Genomic DNA, 15561 nt, shown 5'->3' with positions numbered 1-15561 from the left:
GTGACTCCTTAAAGGACGATGGATCAGGCCTGTTTCTTCAACCGGGCGACTTCGGATGCCGGCGGTTGCGACGGGGCCCGTGGCAACGCCGGTTTACCCTCGGTTCGATAGAACGACAGCGTGGAGCTGAAGCTCTTCAAATCGAACGCCTCGGTCTTGCCTTGAGGGCTTACGCGTTCGCCGGGGCTGCGGTCCTTGTATTCGACGGCCACCACATACGTGCCCTGCCACGGCAAGTCGAAGCTGACCTTTCCCGCCGCATCGGTGCGCCGGGTGAAGACCTCGCCGGAGCCGGTTTCCAACATAACATCCTGATCCGCCAGCGGTTTTTGCGAATAGTACACTTGGAACTGCGCGTTGCTGCCTTCGACGACGCCGGTGGGCACGATGTCCAGGGTCAGCTCCGGTTTTCGCGCACGCAAATCGCCGACCCAACGGGTGGCTGGCGTCCAGTGGGTTTTCAACGTCTTGTCGGCTTCGTGCAGGTCGAAGATTGGATAATGCGGATCTTGGGCGAGAAGTGAGTCATCGCCCTTGGCCTGATGGGCCACCGTAAAGGCCTGACGCTGCAACGTCAGATTCAATGGTTTCGAATTGTTGCCAATCGACCACCCCTTGAGTTGCTGGAACCGGTCCATCCCGCCTGGGGTGACTTCCAGCATGTTCTTGTCATATTCGCCGTAGTACAGCGCCAAGGGTTGCCCGGGCGGCTGTTCGTACCAGATCTGATGCGCCTCGCTGCTGGCGGCCAGCATAAAAACGCCGTAACCCAATAGTGCTTTTGCGTTGCTCATTCGCATTTTTTCGCTCCGATTGGTGTTATTTCGCAATTCGCTGCAGCCGCTTCATCCTCCCGAAATCAGCAACCTCACAAACCACGCCCCTCTCTCTGTACGCATTACAGCGCAGAGACTTTTGCGCTTTGTTCTGAAAACAGGCTGAGTGGGGCCATCGGACACTGTTTTGCGGCGTGAAACAGCGGTTTATGCGGCTTGCGCCAGGATGAGGCGGGTTGAGGAGTTCAAGCGAGGCCATGTCCAAACGCGGTGCATAACGCACCGCAAGACACAAGCGGGCTTGCTCGCGAAAGCGGTGTATCAGTCGACATCTTTACCGACTGACACGGCCTCTTCGCGAGCAAGCCCGCCCCGACAGGGGGGATTTGTGTTGGGGATGGAGTGGATTGAGGACTTAGTGCCTAAGCAACTTACGCAACGGCACGCCGTCCTTGAGCACGGGGGATTTGATAACGATATAGCTGAAGTACTTCGAAATACCGATGTTCTTGTCGAGCAGGCTTTCAATCACTTCCTGATAGTGCTGAATACTGCGGGTCATGAAGCGCACCAGATAATCGTAGCCACCGCTGATCAAATGGCATTCAAGCACTTCATCGACCAGGCGAATATTGGACTCGAACTTGGCGAAGTCTTCGCGCTTGTGGTCGCTCAGGGTGATCTCGGTGAACACGGTCACCGAGTCAGTGATTTTCGCCAGGTTCAAGTGCGCCTTGTAGCTGGAAATATACCCGGCCGATTCCAGCCGTTTAACCCGTTGCAGGCAGGGGCTGGCCGATAAACCCACGGCATCGGCGAGGCTGACGTTGGTCATTCGCCCATCCTTTTGCAGCTCGACCAGGATGCTGATGTCGATTCGGTCCAGTTTTACTAAACCTTCCATTGCGTACCTCGTGACTGCCGTTTGTAAGACAATCTTCTAGCAAAATCAGCGCCGTAAAGACAGTTGATGCTGCGCCACCAGATCCGCCATGCTGTTGATGCAGTAATCGCCAGCACAGGGTGTCGAGTGTTTGACCCGACCGCGACAGATCAGGCACACATCGCTGCTGGCTTGCGGACTGGCCGAAGGCCGGGTCACTTGCAGGATCTGGCTCGGTTCCAATCCATTGCTTTGCAGCCACTGCGAATCCTGTAACGGGTCGCCGGCCAGTGAAATGAAATCGTCCGCGTTGATCCCCAGTCGCTCGCACAGCAACCCACGATCCTCGGCATCCCGGTCGCCCTGTACCAGCAAGCGATAGAACTTGCGCAAGTACAACATCGCCCCCGGCGCGTCTTCGAACAGTGACCAACCGGCCACCGACCGGGCGAAGCTCATGCCCTCCTCCCAGCTCGCTTTCTGGCCCCAGCGTTCGGCCAACTGCCGATGGGCAAAGCACAGCAGCCCACTGAAGCCTAGCTCACTGAAGCGCGGATACAGGGCGCGCACCACCTCGCTGTATTCGGCCAGCACCTGTTCCTTGTCCGGGTGCCCGCCCCGGCTGTCGAGCAACGGTTGCAACGCCGCCCAGACACCCGAGTCGCGATCGACCAGGACTTCATCGCAATCGATCAGCAACGCTCGATAATCAGTCAGCCCCATGGTGTGCACAGCCTCCAATGATGCATTCGATCACTCCATGCTCCGTAAACGCTCACGGGCGCTGCCTTGCAGCAGCGCCCCACGCCTGCGGGAACTCAGTTCAAGACGCGTGCCAAAGCGGCTTGCAGAATGTGCAGTGCTTCGTCGACCTGGGCTTCGGTGGTCACCAGCGGTGCGAGGAAGCGCAAGACGTTGCGGTACACGCCGCACTTGATCACCAGCAAGCCACCCTTGCGGGCTTCATCGATCAGGCGCTGGTTCAGGTCGGCGTCCGGGGTACGGGCGTCATCGTTCTTGATCAGCTCGATGGCGAGCATGAAGCCGGTGCCGCGCACGTCGCCGATTTGTGGGTGACAGGCCTGCAAGTTCAGTAACCCTTTGCGCAGACGCTCGCCCAATGCTTCGCCGCGCGTCAGTAGTTTTTCTTCTTCAAAAGCATCGATCACCGCCAATGCTGCTGCGCAGGACAACGCATTCCCACCATAGGTGCCACCCAGGCCGCCGGGCAACGGCGCGTCCATGACCTCGGCTTTGCCGACCACACCCGACAGCGGCAAGCCACCGGCGAGGCTTTTGGCGACGGTCACCAGGTCAGGCTGAATGCCGGCGTGCTGGAAGCCGAACCATTTGCCGGTGCGACCGAAACCGGTCTGGATTTCATCGAGGATCAGCACGATGCCGTGTTTTTCCGTCAACGCACGCAGCCCCTGGAGGAACTCAACCGGTGCCGACAGGAAGCCACCGTCGCCCTGCACCGGTTCAATGATGATGGCGGCAACCCGCTCCGGCGCCACTTGCGTGGCGAGCAATTCGTCCAGTGCCTTGAGCGCCATGTCGCTGGTGACGCCGCGATAGGCATTCGGATACGGCGTGTGGAACACCTCCGGCGCGAACGGCCCGAAGTTCTGTTTGTAGGGCTGGCTCATGCCGGTCAGCGTGGTGCCGAGCAAGGTCCGGCCATGGAAACCGCCGCGAAAGGCAATCACTGCCGAACGATGGGTGTGGGCGCGGGCGATTTTCACTGCGTTTTCCACGGCTTCGGCGCCGGAGGTGAAGAACGCGGCTTTATAGGCTTCTTTACCGCCGATCATTTCGCACAGCCGTTGGGCCAGGTCCAGATAAGGTTGATAGGCAACCACCTGGAAGCAGGCATGAGAAACCTTTTGCAATTGCGCCTGCACCGCCGCTACAACTTTCGGGTGATTGTGGCCAATGTTCAGCACGCCGATGCCGCCGACAAAATCCAGGTAGCGCTTGCCATCCACGTCCCACAATTCGGCACCTTGGGCGCGATCGATCACCAACGGGTGAGCGGTAACCAGGCCACGCGGCACGAATTGATCGCGCTGACGGAGCAAATGAGGGGTGTCGTCGACTTTGCTATTCATGGCATTTCCCATCGTGAGTCCGGCAACCGGGAGGTGGTTGCGATGGTGTTCAGGTTAAGGCTTGCGCGAAACGAACTACGCCGAACTTGGGCCCTGAGAAATTCGGATCGACTGTTTTCACCCCGCCAAACGGCAGATTCCTTCAGCCCGCCGAATCTGCCGGGGCCGCACCGATACAGCGTGACGCAAGCCGTTTAACCCGGCGCTTTCGACAGATCCTGCCTCGCCAGTGCGCGATGATGAGAGCACCTTCACCCCTTCAGGAATTGCCCATGGCCCTGCTTTATAAAGCTGACCCTGTGCGCGGCAAACAGTGGCAAGCGCTGTTCGCCGAACACGCCCCGGATATCGAATGGCGCGCCTGGCCGGACATCGGCGATCCGAGCGAGATTGAATACCTGGCCGCGTGGCAGGCACCGGATGATCTTGAGGTTTTGCTGCCGAATTTGAAGGTCTTGTTTGCGCTGTCGGCCGGCGTCGATCAACTCGACCTCAGCCGTATCCCGGCGAGTTTGCCGGTGGTGCGCCTGCTCGATCCGGGCATCACCCGTGGCATGTGCGAGTACGCCAGTTTTGCCGTGCTGAGTTTGCACCGGGACATGCTGAAGTATCGCCAGCAGCAGATGGCGCGGTGTTGGCAGGCGCACTTGCTGCAACCGGCGAGCAAGCGTCGGGTCGGTGTGATGGGCCTGGGCACCCAGGCGCAACAGATTCTGGCGACGTTGCAGCCGTTAGGGTTTGCGCTGAAGGGTTGGGCGCGCAGTGCGCATCGGATTGAAGGCGTTGATTGCTTTGCCGGTGACAAGCAACTGCCGGCGTTTCTCAGCCAGTGCGACATCCTGTTGTGCGTGCTACCCCTGACAGAGCAGACCCAGGGGATTCTGGACCGGGAACTGTTCCGGCAACTGCCCCATGGCGCGGCATTGATCAACATGGGCCGGGGTGGGCATTTGGTGGAAGGCGATTTGTTGGAAGCGCTAGACAGCGGCCAGCTCAGCGGCGCAGTGCTGGATGTGTTGCAGCAGGAGCCGGCGCCGGTGGACCATCCGTTTTGGGGGCACCCGCAGATTCTGCTGACACCGCACATCGCGGCGATGACCCAGCCGGAAAGTGCGTTTGGGGTATTACTGGAGAATATTCGGCGGCATCAACGAGGCGAGCCGATGGTAGGCAAGATCGACCGTACCCAAGGTTACTGAACACACCCCCCCTGTAGGAGCGAAGCTTGCTCGCGAAAGCGGTGTGTCAGTTGATATTGCTGTCGACTGACACACCGCTTTCGCGAGCAAGCTTCGCTCCTACAAGGGATGGTGGTGACTCAGAGACGGGCGGCGATGGCTTTGCCGACATCTTGGGTTGAACCCTTCCCGCCCAGGTCCGGGGTGATCGGTCCGTCAGCAATGACACGCTCGATGGCTTGCAAAATCCCGTCATGGGCAGCGCGATAACGCTCATCGCCGTTACCCAGGAAATCCAGCATCAACGCCCCCGACCAAATCATCGCAATCGGGTTGGCAATGTTCTGCCCATAAATATCCGGCGCCGAACCATGCACCGGTTCGAACAACGACGGAAACCGCCGCTCCGGATCAAGGTTCGCCGAAGGCGCAATGCCAATGGTCCCGGCACACGCAGGCCCCAGGTCGGACAGAATGTCGCCAAACAGGTTCGACGCCACCACCACGTCAAACCGGTCCGGTTGCAGCACAAACCTCGCACACAAAATATCGATGTGCTGCTTGTCCCAGGTGATGTCCGGGTATTGCGCGGCCATCAACGCGGTGCGCTCGTCCCAGTACGGCATGCTGATGGAGATCCCGTTGGACTTGGTCGCCGCCGTCAGCCGCTTGCGCGGGCGGGTCTGGGCCAGTTCAAAGGCAAACTTCAGAATCCGGTCCACGCCACGGCGGGTGAACACCGATTCTTGCAGCACGAATTCATGCTCGGTGCCTTCGAACATTTTGCCGCCGACCGAGGAATACTCGCCCTCGGTGTTTTCGCGGATCACCACGAAATCGATGTCCCCGGGTTTGCGTCCGGCCAGTGGACACGGCACACCGGGAAACAGCCGCACCGGGCGGATGTTCACGTACTGGTCGAAGTCGCGGCGGAATTTGAGCAGCGAGCCCCACAGGGAAATGTGATCCGGCACTTTGTCCGGCCAACCCACGGCGCCAAAGTAGATCGCGTCGAACCCCTTGAGCTGTTCGAACCAGTCGCCGGGCATCATCTGCCCGTGTTCCAGGTAGTAATCGCAATGAGCCCAGTCGAGTACTTCGATGCTTAAATCCAGCTGCCATTTTTTCGCCGCTTGCTCCAGTACCCGCAGCCCTTCCGGCAGCACTTCCTTGCCGATGCCATCGCCGGCAATCGCGGCGATTCTGAATGTCTTGCTCATCAATGTACCTCCCCCCAGTGTCTGTGAATTACAGCCCGCCGATGTGGAAGGCTTTGACTTCAAGGTATTCATCCAGGCCGTACTTGCTGCCTTCGCGGCCCAGGCCCGATTGCTTGATGCCGCCGAACGGCGCGACTTCCATGGAGATGATCCCGGTGTTGAGCCCGACCATGCCGAACTCCAGCGCCTCGCCGAAACGCCATGAACGACGTATGTCCTGAGTGAAATAGTAGGCGCCCAAGCCATAAGGCGTGGCGTTGGCCAGGGCGAGGGCTTCGGCTTCGTCGGTGAAGCGCATCAAGGGCGCCACCGGACCGAAGGTTTCTTCGTTGGCCAGTAGCATGCCGGCGTGGGTCTCGCCGAGCACCGTGGGTTGCACGAACTGGCTGTCGCCGTCAGGAATACCGCCGCACAGCAACACCGCGCCCTGACTCAGCGCATCATCGATGTGCCGGGCGACTTTGCTCACGGCGGCCGTGTTGATCAACGGGCCGATGGTGACGTCAGCGTCGAGGCCGTTGCCGACCTTGAGTTTGCCCACCTCCTCCACCAACCGCTGAGCGAACCGTTCGTAGATGCCGTTTTGCACCAGAATCCGGTTGGCGCACACGCAGGTCTGGCCGGCGTTGCGGAATTTGCTGAGCATAATCCCCGCCACTGCCTGCTCCAGGTCGGCGTCGTCAAACACAATGAACGGTGCGTTTCCGCCCAGTTCCAGGCTCAAGCGCTTGATGTGTTCGGCGCTTTGACGCATAAGCAAACGGCCGACGGCGGTCGAGCCGGTAAAGGAAATCTTGCGCACCGTTGGGTTACTGGTGAGTTCCTCGCCGATGCCGGCAGGCATGCCGGTCAACACGTTGAATACGCCTGCTGGAATGCCGACGCGTTCGGCCAAAACCGCCAGGGCCAGGGCCGACAGCGGCGTCAGGTCCGAGGGCTTGACGATGATAGGGCAACCGGCGGCCAAGGCTGGCGCGCATTTGCGGGTGATCATCGCGTTAGGGAAGTTCCACGGAGTGATCGCGGCGCAGACGCCCACCGGTTGTTTGAGCGTCAGCAATCGGCGGTCGCCGCTGGGGGCCGGCATGGTTTCGCCGTAAACCCGCCGGGCTTCTTCGGCGAACCATTTGACGAAACCGGCGCCGTAGCGGATTTCGCCTTTGGCCTCGTTCAGGGGTTTGCCCTGTTCGCAGGTCATGATCAGCGCCAGGTCGTCGAGGTTGTCGATCATGGCCTGATACCAACGTTCCAGCAGCGCGGCACGCTCGGCCGCCGGTCTTGCGCGCCAGGCTGGCCAGGCCTTGTCGGCGGCTTCGATGGCACGGCGGGTTTCCGCGCCTTGCAGGGCCGGTACCCGGGCCAGCAATTGGCCGCTGGCCGGGTCAATGACGTCCAGGGTCGCGGCGTTGTCGGCGCCGATCCACTGCCCATCCACGTAGGCGAGTTCTACCAAAAGGCCGGGGTCTTTCAAACGATTCTTGAGCATGGTCGAGTCCTGATCCGAGACAGGTTTCAGTCTAGGGAGGTGCGACGGATGAGGATGCTGAAAGCGCGGATTCGGCGGTGTTGGATGCTGAAAATCGGGATGGGACGGCAGGCTCTACCGGCAAGCAAAGTCAAAAGATCGCAGCCTTCGGCAACTCCTACCGTGGATTGAGCTCACCCATGAAATTGCGGTGAACACGGAACCCGTAGGAGCTGCCGAAGGCTGCGATCTTTCGATCTTAAATTTTCAAAGACCCCAACAAACCTTCAAGAAACCGCTCCCCGGCCTCCATCTGGCTGATCTCGATGAACTCGTCCGGCTTGTGCGCCTGTTCAATCGAACCGGGCCCGCAGACCACCACCGGCACATCCAGCCGCTGCTTGAACAATCCACCTTCAGTACCAAACGAAACCTTGGCGGTGCCGGTATCCGGTGCGGCGAAGTTCTTCAGAAAGCGCACCGCTTCAACGCTCGGATGCGTGTCGAGGCCGGGATAGACGTTGAGGGTTTCGATTTCAATCGCCGCGACACTCGACAGCAACCGCGCCTCGCGCACGATCACTTCGGCGCGCTCCTGCATTTGCTCCAGGAACTGATCCAGATTATCCGCCGGCAAATTGCGCACTTCGAAATCCAGGGTGCACAGGTTCGGCACGATATTCAGTGCCCGCCCGCCGCCAATCTGCCCGACATGCACGGTGCTGTAAGGCACGTCGTAGTCAACGTCCTGGGCGCCCTGTTCTTGCAATTGCTGCTGGCTCTGACGCAGCGCCGCGATGAAATCGCACGCCACATGGATCGCATTGACCGAGCGCGGTGCCAGCGACGAATGCGCCTCCAGCCCCCGACAATAAGTGCGATACGAACCCTTGCCCTTGTGCCCGAGCACAAATTGCATGTTGGTCGGTTCACCGATCAGGCACAAAAACGGCCGCATCGGTGCCAGGTGCAGTACATCGAGCAGGCGCCGTACGCCGACGCAACCGGTCTCTTCGTCGTGGGACAGCGCCAGTTGCAGCGGTCGGCTCAGGGAATGGTCGGCGGCGTCGAGCATCGCGTCGATGGCCAGGGCAATAAAGCCCTTCATGTCGCAACTGCCGCGCCCGTAGATCTTGCCGTCCTGCACCGTCGCTTGAAACGGCGGAACCGTCCAGGCCTGCCCCACCGCCGGCACCACGTCGGTGTGCCCGGACAACAGAATTCCCGGCAGCTCTTTCGGCCCGGTGCTGGCGAACAGATTGGCCTTTTTGCCGGTTTCATCCTTGACGATCAGCGACTCGATGCCCTTGCTCAGCAGCAGGTCGCGCACATACTCGATCAGTGCCATGTTCGACTCCGAAGACACGGTGTCGAACGCCATCAAACGTTTGAGAATATCCAGTACACGGGGTTTCATGAGGCCTTGCTCCGTTGCTCGGCTAAATGGGCGAACCGACGGATAGAGAACGGCTCAATCGAAGTGCTGGTGCTGCCGGTGCTGATCAGCTCGGCCATCACATCGCCGACGCCAGGGCCGAGCTGGAAGCCGTGACCGCAGAAGCCGAACGCGTAGAACAAGCCGTCGACCGTACCGCTCGGGCCCATGATCGGCAAGGAGTCCGGCAAGTAGCCTTCGATGCCGCTCCAGACGCGGATGATGTTCAGGTTGCCGACACCCGGCAGCAAACGGCGCATCTGTTCCATCTGGTTGAGGATGCTGCGCGGCTCGACATAGGCTCGGCGATTGAGCATGTCGGGTTTGCTTCGATAGCCGCCGCCGATGACGATGTTGCCGCGCGGGATCTGCCGGAAGTAGATCACTTCCTCGGGAATCTTGGTGTACACGCCGATCACCGTCGGCAAGGCGTAGGGCACCGGCTCGGTCACGGCCATTTGCGGGCCGTGGGTGTCCAGCGGCACCGGTTCGCCGAACTGTTGGGACAGCTTTTGCCCCCAGGCTCCGGCGGTGATCAGCAGTTGTGCAGCGTTGAACTGGCGACCGTCAGTAGTGGTGATAGTGAACTCGCCACCGACCTTCTGCACCTCGGCGACTTCCGTCTGCTCTTCAATTTGAGCGCCGATACGCTTCGCCGCACGGGCAAACGCCGGGGCCGCCAGACGCGGGTTGGCGTGGCCGTCGTGAGGTGCGTAGGAGCCGCCCTTCACATCCTTCCCGAGGAATGGAAAGCGCTGATGCAACTCGGCACCACGATAGATTTTCAGGTCCAGTTGTGCCGCCTCGGGCGCGGCGGCATAGGCCTCAAGCTCAGGGATTTCATCTTCGCGATAACACACACGCATATGGCCGCTGGCGATGAATTCGAGGTCGTCGTCGATCAGTTCCGGCAGGCGTTTCCACAACGCCCAGGAGCGGTTGGCCAGTGCCAATTGCCCCAAATAACGACCCTGACGGCGGACGTTGCCGAAGTTGACGCCGCTGGCGTACTGACCGATCTGGTCACGCTCCAGCAGGATCACCGACTGCCCGCGCTGGCGCAGGAAAAAAGCGGACGCCGAGCCCATCAGGCCGCCGCCGACAATCACCACGTCGGCTTTCTGAACGGTCATGGCGATACCTCCTCGGTGAGCATCGAAAGCGGTTTGACCGGCGCCTGGCCCCGTTGCCGACCGACCTGTTGCACAGTGACGCCTGCCGCCGCCGCAATCACTTCGGCACCAGCCTGAGAACAATAACGACCCTGGCAGCGACCCATGCCGACCCGGCTGAACGCCTTGGCCCGGTTGACTTCGCAAGCACCCTTCTCGCGGACCACCCCACGTAATTCACCGGCGCTGATCATCTCGCAGCGGCAAACGATAGCCGTATCAGGCAAGGCTTTGGCTTGTTCCGCCGGCCACGGAAACGCTTGGGCCAAACCGAGGCGGAACTGATCCATCACGGCCAGGGCCTGGCGTTGTTCGTCGCGTAATCCGGCGTTTACCGGTTGCTGCCGGTCTTCCAGCAGCGCCATGGCCACCAGTCGTCCGGCGTGTTCAGCCGCGTCCGCACCGCGAATCTTCGAGCCGTCGCCGGCCGCGTACACACCGCTGACCGAGGTCCGGCCCTCTTCATCCACCGCCAGCCACCATTGGCCGGAGGCTTCATCGAAACGCATACGACAACCGGCGAGATCGGCCAATTGGGTTTCCGGACGCAGGTGATACCCCAACGCCACAGCATCACAATCCACATTCAGCGTCTCGCCACGCGCCGTCAAAACCCGCACACCGCTGACGCCGCTGGTCGCATCGCCCTGCACCGCCAGCGGTTTGATCCCCAAATGCACCGGAATTTTCGCCCGATACAACTGCGCCAGCAGTTTCATCCCGGTGAACAGCAAACCGGGCCGCGCCAACAGTTTTGGCAACGCGCCGATTCGCTTGCTGAACGGCGACGTGTCGAGCACCGCCGCCACCTTCGCGCCAGCTTTCACATATTGGCTCGCGACCAGATACAGCAGCGGCCCGCTGCCCATGAACACCACGCTGTGACCAATCGAAACCGCCTGGGACTTGAGTGCAATCTGCGCCCCGCCGAGGCTGTAGGTGCCCGCCAACTGCCAGCCTTCAATCGGCATCAAGCGGTCGGTCGCGCCGGTGCAGAGGATCAGCGCGTCGTAATCCACCGTCGAATGTTTGCCCTGGCTGACGCAGCACAATTGCCTTGGTGTCAGGTTCCACACCAGCGTGTCCGGGCGGTAATCAATGGACCCGCGCAGACGATCAAAACTGTCGTGCAGGTCCCGGGCCTTGCGCGCCTCGGTGCCGTACAGCGTGGCGTAATTGCGGGTAAAACCTTGCGGCTGACGACGGTAAATCTGCCCGCCATCGCGATGATTTTCATCGATCAGGATCGGTTTGAACCCCGCCGCCACCAACGTCTCGGCACAGCGAATACCCGCCGGCCCGGCGCCGACAATGACTATCCGTGCAGTGGCCATGTCGCCTCCGGTTGTGTGGTGACGATGTCCAGCCCTTCACGGACCTCATTGGAACAGGCTCGCAGACGTTCACCGTTGCGGGTCCAGACCCAGCAATCCTGGCACGCGCCCATCAGGCAAAACCCGGCGCGCCGGCCGGAATCAAATTCCGACTGACGCAACGCACTGCCCTGGGTCAGCAACGCGACCATCAAGGTGTCGCCCTGCAACGCCTCGATGGTTGCGCCATCCACCGTCAAACTGACGGTCGGTCGGCCCTGCTCGGCCAGCCTCACAAAACGCCCGCTCATGCATAAGCTCCCTGGGTCATGGTGATCACATCCTGCTGGGTTTTCAGCAGTTCGGCGCTGTCGTGATGGCAGAGGATTTCACTGCCGCCGTCGATGATCCGGCGATTCGGCGCCGTGCGGTTGCACAGGCCATCGACCCGCACCGGGCAACGACTGAGGAAGGTGCACAGCTCCGGCCGATTGGCCCTGGCGCCAATTGGCGGCAGCTCGCCACAGGTGGTGCCACAGTTTTCCAGCCAGCCCTGACGCAACTCCGGCACCGAATGGATCAACAAATCGGTGTACGGGTGGAACGGAGCCTGGGCAAATGATTGCCGAGCCCCGGCCTGGATCTTGTGGCCGCTGTACATCACCACAATGTCGTCGCACAGCGCCCGCACGGTGGAGATGTCGTGGCTGATAAACAGGTAGGAAACCCCCAGTTGCTGACGCAGGTCACGCAGCAGTTCGAGAATCGCCGCGCCGACCACCGTGTCCAGCGCCGAGGTCACTTCATCGCAGAGGATCAGATCCGGTTTCGCCGCCAGCGCCCGGGCCAGGTTGACCCGTTGTTTTTGCCCGCCGGACAGCTCATTCGGCCGCCGCTCGGCCAAGGTTCGGGGCAACCGCACCAGGTCGAGCAATTCGCCGATCCGTTCGCGCAACGCCGCGCCTTTGAGGCCGAAATACATCTTCAGCGGTCGACTCAGAATAGTGCTGACGCTGTGCATCGGGTTGAGCGCCGTATCGGCGTTCTGGAAGACCATTTGGATGCGGCGGAACTGTTCGTCGGTGCGTTCCGAGAGACAGCCACCGAGTGGCTGACCATCAAAGGTCAATCCGCCCAGTGCCGGGGTCAGCAACCCGGCCACCACCCGCGCCAGGGTCGATTTTCCGGAACCCGATTCCCCAATCACGCCAATGGCCTGGCCCCGGCGCACGGTCAGGTCGATGTCTTCCAGCACGCGAATCGACGGCATGCCGTGCATGTTCTTGTTGCCGTAGCCGGCGGTCAGGCCCTTGATGGTCAGCAGCGGTTCGTCTTCGGCCACGCCGCTGGGTGGCCGGATCGTTGTATCGGGGCGCGCGGCGGCCAACAGGCTGCGGGTGTATTCGTGGGTCGGGCCTTTGAGCAGCGGCGCGGTGGCGCTTTGCTCGAAGATCTGACCGCCGTTGAGCACGACGATCTGATCGGCCATTTGCGCGACCACCGCAAGATCATGGGACACGTAAACCGCCGTCGCCCCCCGTTCACGCACTACTCGCTTGAATGCGCGGAGCACGTCGATTTGAGTGGTCACATCAAGGGCGGTGGTCGGTTCGTCGAGCACCACCAGCAACGGATCGCTGATCAACGCCATGGCCGCCATCACCCGTTGCAGTTGTCCGCCCGACACTTGGTGCGGGTAACGTTGGCCGATGTGATCCGGGTCCGGCAATGCCAGGTCGCGGAATAATTGGATGGCTTTGGCTTCCAGCACCGCACGGGTGCCGAGGCCATGAATCAACGCGCCCTCCACCACTTGATCGATCAGTTTTTTCGCCGGGTTGAACGCCGCCGCAGCGCTTTGCGCGATGTACGACACGCGGTTGCCGCGCAGGCCCTGCAATTGCTTTTCACTCAGTGCCAGCATGTCGTGCTCGCCAACTTGCACCACGCCACCGGATAACCGACAACCGCGTCGGGCATAGCCCAGCAGCGCCAGGGCGATGGTGGTCTTGCCGGAGCCGGACTCGCCGATCAACGCCAGCACTTCACCCTTTTCCAGGGAAAAACTCACACCTTTGACGATTTCGGTTTCGCCGCGCTCGCCGCAAGCGACCACGCGCAGGTCTTCGACTCGGATCAATTCGCTCATATCAATGCCCTCCCGTGCGGCGACTACGTCGGGACGACAGTCTGTCGATAAACAGATTCACACCGATGGTCAATGTGCCGATGGCCAAGGCCGGAATCACGATCGCCGGCGCGCCCTGATTGAGGCCGCCGATGTTTTCCCGCACCAGCGAGCCGAGGTCGGCGTCGGGCGGTTGCACGCCTAGGCCGAGGAAGCTCATGCCGCTGAGCAACAAGACAATGAAGCCAAAGCGCAGGCCCAGGTCCGTCAGCACCGGGTTGAGCATGTTCGGCAGGATCTCCACGCAAGCGATGTACAACCGGCGTTCGCCACGGGTGCGGGCCACTTGCACGTATTCCAGCGCTTCGATGTTCACCGCCATGCTGCGGGCAATGCGGAACGCGCCGGGGGTAAAGCTCAGCACGGCGGTGCAAATCAGCAAGGTCACCGAGGAGCCAAACGCCGAGACCATGATCAACGCGAGCATCTTGCTCGGGATCGAGATAAAGGCATCCATCAAGCGACTGATTACTTCATCCAGCCACTTCGGCGAAACCACCGACAGCAATGCGCAACTGGTGCCCAAACCGCTGGCCAATACCGCCGCCACCAACGCCAACCCGACGGTAAAACGTGCACCGACCAGAATCCGGCTGAGCATGTCGCGGCCCAGGTAATCGGTGCCGAACGGGTACAGCGCACTGATGCTGTCGAAGACATTGTCAGAGACCACTTCGCCCACCGGATGCGGCGCCAGCCATGGGCCAAAGAGCGCCACCAGCAACCAGATCACACACATCGCCGCGCCGATCAGCCCCAGCCACGCAGGGCCATGGGACACCTTGCCAACCGACAGGTCGGGGGTCTTGGGCGTCGATTTCACAATGAGATTGTTCATTCGTTTCTCAGCCTCGGATTGGACAGAATCGCGCACAGGTCGGCAATCAGCACCAACCCCAGGTACGCGGTACAAAACAGCATGGTGCAGGCCTGGACCAGCGCCATGTCACGGTTGGTCACGGCATCGACCATCAGGCTGGCGATGCCGGGGTAGTTGAAGATCGTCTCGACAATCACCACCCCGCCGAGCAGGTACGACAGGCTCAGGGCGATGGCGTTGGCAATCGGCCCGATGGCGTTGGGCAAGGCATGACGCAGCACGATGCGCATCGGGCTGACGCCTTTGAGCCGGGCCATTTCCACGTAGGGACTGTCGAGTTGATCGATCACAGCGGCCCGGGTCATCCGGGCCATTTGCGCGACGATGACGCAGCACAGGGTCATCACCGGCAAGGCGTAAGTGCGCATGAATTGCCACGGTGAAGTGATGTCGCTGGCATAGGACAGCGCCGACAACCAACCCAGGTTCACCGCAAAAATCAGCACTGCCAGGGTCGCCACCAGAAATTCCGGGACGGCAACCATGGCCAGGGTGAAAAAGCTCAGGAAGCTGTCGATGCGCCCGCCCCGGCCCATCGCCGAGCCGATGCCCAGAATCAACGCCACCGGCACCGACACCAGCGCCGTGGCGGCCGCCAGCATCAGGGTGTTCGGCACGCGGCCGGCCATTAACTCACCGACCGGCATCGCGTTGGACACCGACAGCCCCATGTCACCACTGAGCAGGTTCATCAACCAGTGCAGGTAACGCAGCACACCGGGCTGGTCGAGCCCCAGTTTCAGGCGCAGCGCCGCCACCTGTTCCGGCGTGGCGAACTGCCCGAGCGATTGTTGCGCCGCGTCCCCCGGCAGCACCGCCGTGATCGCAAACAAGACCATGGACACGATCAACAAAGTCACGATCGCAGCGCCCAGACGCCGGCCGATCAACCACAGTGTGTTGCTATTCATCGCCTACCCTCCTGCACTGTCCCTGACGT

Annotated in this window: 14 protein-coding genes; 1 reads left to right on the top strand and 13 read right to left on the bottom strand. The window is 61.1% G+C overall.

The annotated features are described in order from the left end of the window. Window positions 1–23: 23 nt before the first annotated feature. The 4 genes from V5E99_RS21340 to gabT form a co-directional block, all read right to left on the bottom strand. Window positions 24–794, bottom strand: coding sequence for a DUF4198 domain-containing protein (locus V5E99_RS21340; protein ID WP_499804236.1), 771 nt, complete (start codon window positions 792–794; stop codon window positions 24–26). A gap of 397 nt (window positions 795–1191) precedes the next feature. Next, window positions 1192–1680: an Lrp/AsnC family transcriptional regulator gene (locus V5E99_RS21335; RefSeq protein ID WP_008055821.1), complete on the bottom strand. Its 489-nt coding sequence runs from the start codon at window positions 1678–1680 to the stop codon at window positions 1192–1194. 45 nt (window positions 1681–1725) lie between these two features. Continuing rightward, window positions 1726–2382, bottom strand: coding sequence for an HAD family hydrolase (locus V5E99_RS21330; protein ID WP_499804235.1), 657 nt, complete (start codon window positions 2380–2382; stop codon window positions 1726–1728). Window positions 2383–2477: 95 nt separating this feature from the next. Next, window positions 2478–3770, bottom strand: a complete 1293-nt coding sequence (gene gabT, locus V5E99_RS21325) for a 4-aminobutyrate--2-oxoglutarate transaminase (RefSeq protein WP_499804234.1) — start codon at window positions 3768–3770, stop codon at window positions 2478–2480. Window positions 3771–4042: 272 nt separating this feature from the next. Here gabT and V5E99_RS21320 point away from each other — a divergent pair, with 272 nt between their 5' ends. Continuing rightward, on the top strand, window positions 4043–4969 hold the full coding sequence (locus V5E99_RS21320) for a 2-hydroxyacid dehydrogenase (RefSeq protein WP_499804233.1): 927 nt from the start codon (window positions 4043–4045) through the stop codon (window positions 4967–4969). A gap of 119 nt (window positions 4970–5088) precedes the next feature. On the opposite strand, the gene V5E99_RS21315 is transcribed toward V5E99_RS21320, so the two are convergent. The 9 genes from V5E99_RS21315 to V5E99_RS21275 all read right to left on the bottom strand — a co-directional run bounded on the left by V5E99_RS21315 (window position 5089) and on the right by V5E99_RS21275 (window position 15532). Further along, the gene (locus V5E99_RS21315) at window positions 5089–6168 is read right to left on the bottom strand and encodes a tartrate dehydrogenase (protein WP_499804232.1); all 1080 of its coding nucleotides are present in this window, start codon (window positions 6166–6168) and stop codon (window positions 5089–5091) included. A 28-nt stretch (window positions 6169–6196) separates the two neighbouring features. Beyond that, window positions 6197–7654, bottom strand: coding sequence for an NAD-dependent succinate-semialdehyde dehydrogenase (locus V5E99_RS21310; protein WP_499804231.1), 1458 nt, complete (start codon window positions 7652–7654; stop codon window positions 6197–6199). A gap of 238 nt (window positions 7655–7892) precedes the next feature. Continuing rightward, window positions 7893–9050, bottom strand: coding sequence for an acetylornithine deacetylase (gene argE, locus V5E99_RS21305; protein WP_499804230.1), 1158 nt, complete (start codon window positions 9048–9050; stop codon window positions 7893–7895). Continuing rightward, window positions 9047–10201 carry an NAD(P)/FAD-dependent oxidoreductase gene (locus V5E99_RS21300; RefSeq protein ID WP_499804229.1) on the bottom strand — a complete coding sequence of 385 codons (1155 nt, stop codon included), beginning with the start codon at window positions 10199–10201 and terminating at the stop codon, window positions 9047–9049. The genes argE and V5E99_RS21300 overlap by 4 nt, the downstream gene beginning before the upstream one ends. Then, window positions 10198–11574, bottom strand: a complete 1377-nt coding sequence (locus tag V5E99_RS21295; protein ID WP_499804228.1) for an FAD/NAD(P)-dependent oxidoreductase — start codon at window positions 11572–11574, stop codon at window positions 10198–10200. Before V5E99_RS21295 ends, V5E99_RS21300 begins: the two co-directional genes overlap by 4 nt. Continuing rightward, a complete protein-coding gene (locus tag V5E99_RS21290) occupies window positions 11556–11864 on the bottom strand; it encodes a (2Fe-2S)-binding protein (protein WP_499804227.1) in 309 nt (102 codons plus the stop codon). The genes V5E99_RS21295 and V5E99_RS21290 overlap by 19 nt, the downstream gene beginning before the upstream one ends. After that, window positions 11861–13702, bottom strand: coding sequence for an ABC transporter ATP-binding protein (locus V5E99_RS21285; protein ID WP_499804226.1), 1842 nt, complete (start codon window positions 13700–13702; stop codon window positions 11861–11863). The genes V5E99_RS21290 and V5E99_RS21285 overlap by 4 nt, the downstream gene beginning before the upstream one ends. 1 nt (window position 13703) lies before the next feature. Beyond that, a complete protein-coding gene (locus V5E99_RS21280; RefSeq protein WP_499804225.1) occupies window positions 13704–14579 on the bottom strand; it encodes an ABC transporter permease in 876 nt (291 codons plus the stop codon). Continuing rightward, window positions 14576–15532 (bottom strand): ABC transporter permease, encoded by a 957-nt coding sequence (locus V5E99_RS21275; protein WP_499804224.1) that lies wholly within the window; start codon window positions 15530–15532, stop codon window positions 14576–14578. The genes V5E99_RS21280 and V5E99_RS21275 overlap by 4 nt, the downstream gene beginning before the upstream one ends. Window positions 15533–15561: the final 29 nt, after the last annotated feature.

Source organism: Janthinobacterium sp. LPB2021202312-11-4 (assembly GCF_037049705.1).
Taxonomy (GTDB): Bacteria; Pseudomonadota; Gammaproteobacteria; order Pseudomonadales; family Pseudomonadaceae; genus Aquipseudomonas.
Note: the sequence above shows the minus strand (reverse complement) of the source record. Positions and strands in the feature narration are given on the sequence as shown.

Excerpts from the sequence above, each read along its gene's own strand:
- V5E99_RS21275 (WP_499804224.1), bottom strand. The coding sequence starts at position 15,532 with ATGAATAGCAACACACTGTGGTTGATCGGCCGGCGTCTGGGCGCTGCG.
- V5E99_RS21280 (WP_499804225.1), bottom strand. The coding sequence starts at position 14,579 with ATGAACAATCTCATTGTGAAATCGACGCCCAAGACCCCCGACCTGTCG.
- V5E99_RS21330 (WP_499804235.1), bottom strand. The coding sequence starts at position 2,382 with ATGGGGCTGACTGATTATCGAGCGTTGCTGATCGATTGCGATGAAGTC.
- V5E99_RS21335 (WP_008055821.1), bottom strand. The coding sequence starts at position 1,680 with ATGGAAGGTTTAGTAAAACTGGACCGAATCGACATCAGCATCCTGGTC.
- argE (WP_499804230.1), bottom strand. The coding sequence starts at position 9,050 with ATGAAACCCCGTGTACTGGATATTCTCAAACGTTTGATGGCGTTCGAC.
- V5E99_RS21310 (WP_499804231.1), bottom strand. The coding sequence starts at position 7,654 with ATGCTCAAGAATCGTTTGAAAGACCCCGGCCTTTTGGTAGAACTCGCC.
- V5E99_RS21340 (WP_499804236.1), bottom strand. The coding sequence starts at position 794 with ATGAGCAACGCAAAAGCACTATTGGGTTACGGCGTTTTTATGCTGGCC.
- V5E99_RS21300 (WP_499804229.1), bottom strand. The coding sequence starts at position 10,201 with ATGACCGTTCAGAAAGCCGACGTGGTGATTGTCGGCGGCGGCCTGATG.
- V5E99_RS21290 (WP_499804227.1), bottom strand. The coding sequence starts at position 11,864 with ATGAGCGGGCGTTTTGTGAGGCTGGCCGAGCAGGGCCGACCGACCGTC.
- V5E99_RS21320 (WP_499804233.1), top strand. The coding sequence starts at position 4,043 with ATGGCCCTGCTTTATAAAGCTGACCCTGTGCGCGGCAAACAGTGGCAA.
- V5E99_RS21285 (WP_499804226.1), bottom strand. The coding sequence starts at position 13,702 with ATGAGCGAATTGATCCGAGTCGAAGACCTGCGCGTGGTCGCTTGCGGC.
- gabT (WP_499804234.1), bottom strand. The coding sequence starts at position 3,770 with ATGAATAGCAAAGTCGACGACACCCCTCATTTGCTCCGTCAGCGCGAT.
- V5E99_RS21315 (WP_499804232.1), bottom strand. The coding sequence starts at position 6,168 with ATGAGCAAGACATTCAGAATCGCCGCGATTGCCGGCGATGGCATCGGC.
- V5E99_RS21295 (WP_499804228.1), bottom strand. The coding sequence starts at position 11,574 with ATGGCCACTGCACGGATAGTCATTGTCGGCGCCGGGCCGGCGGGTATT.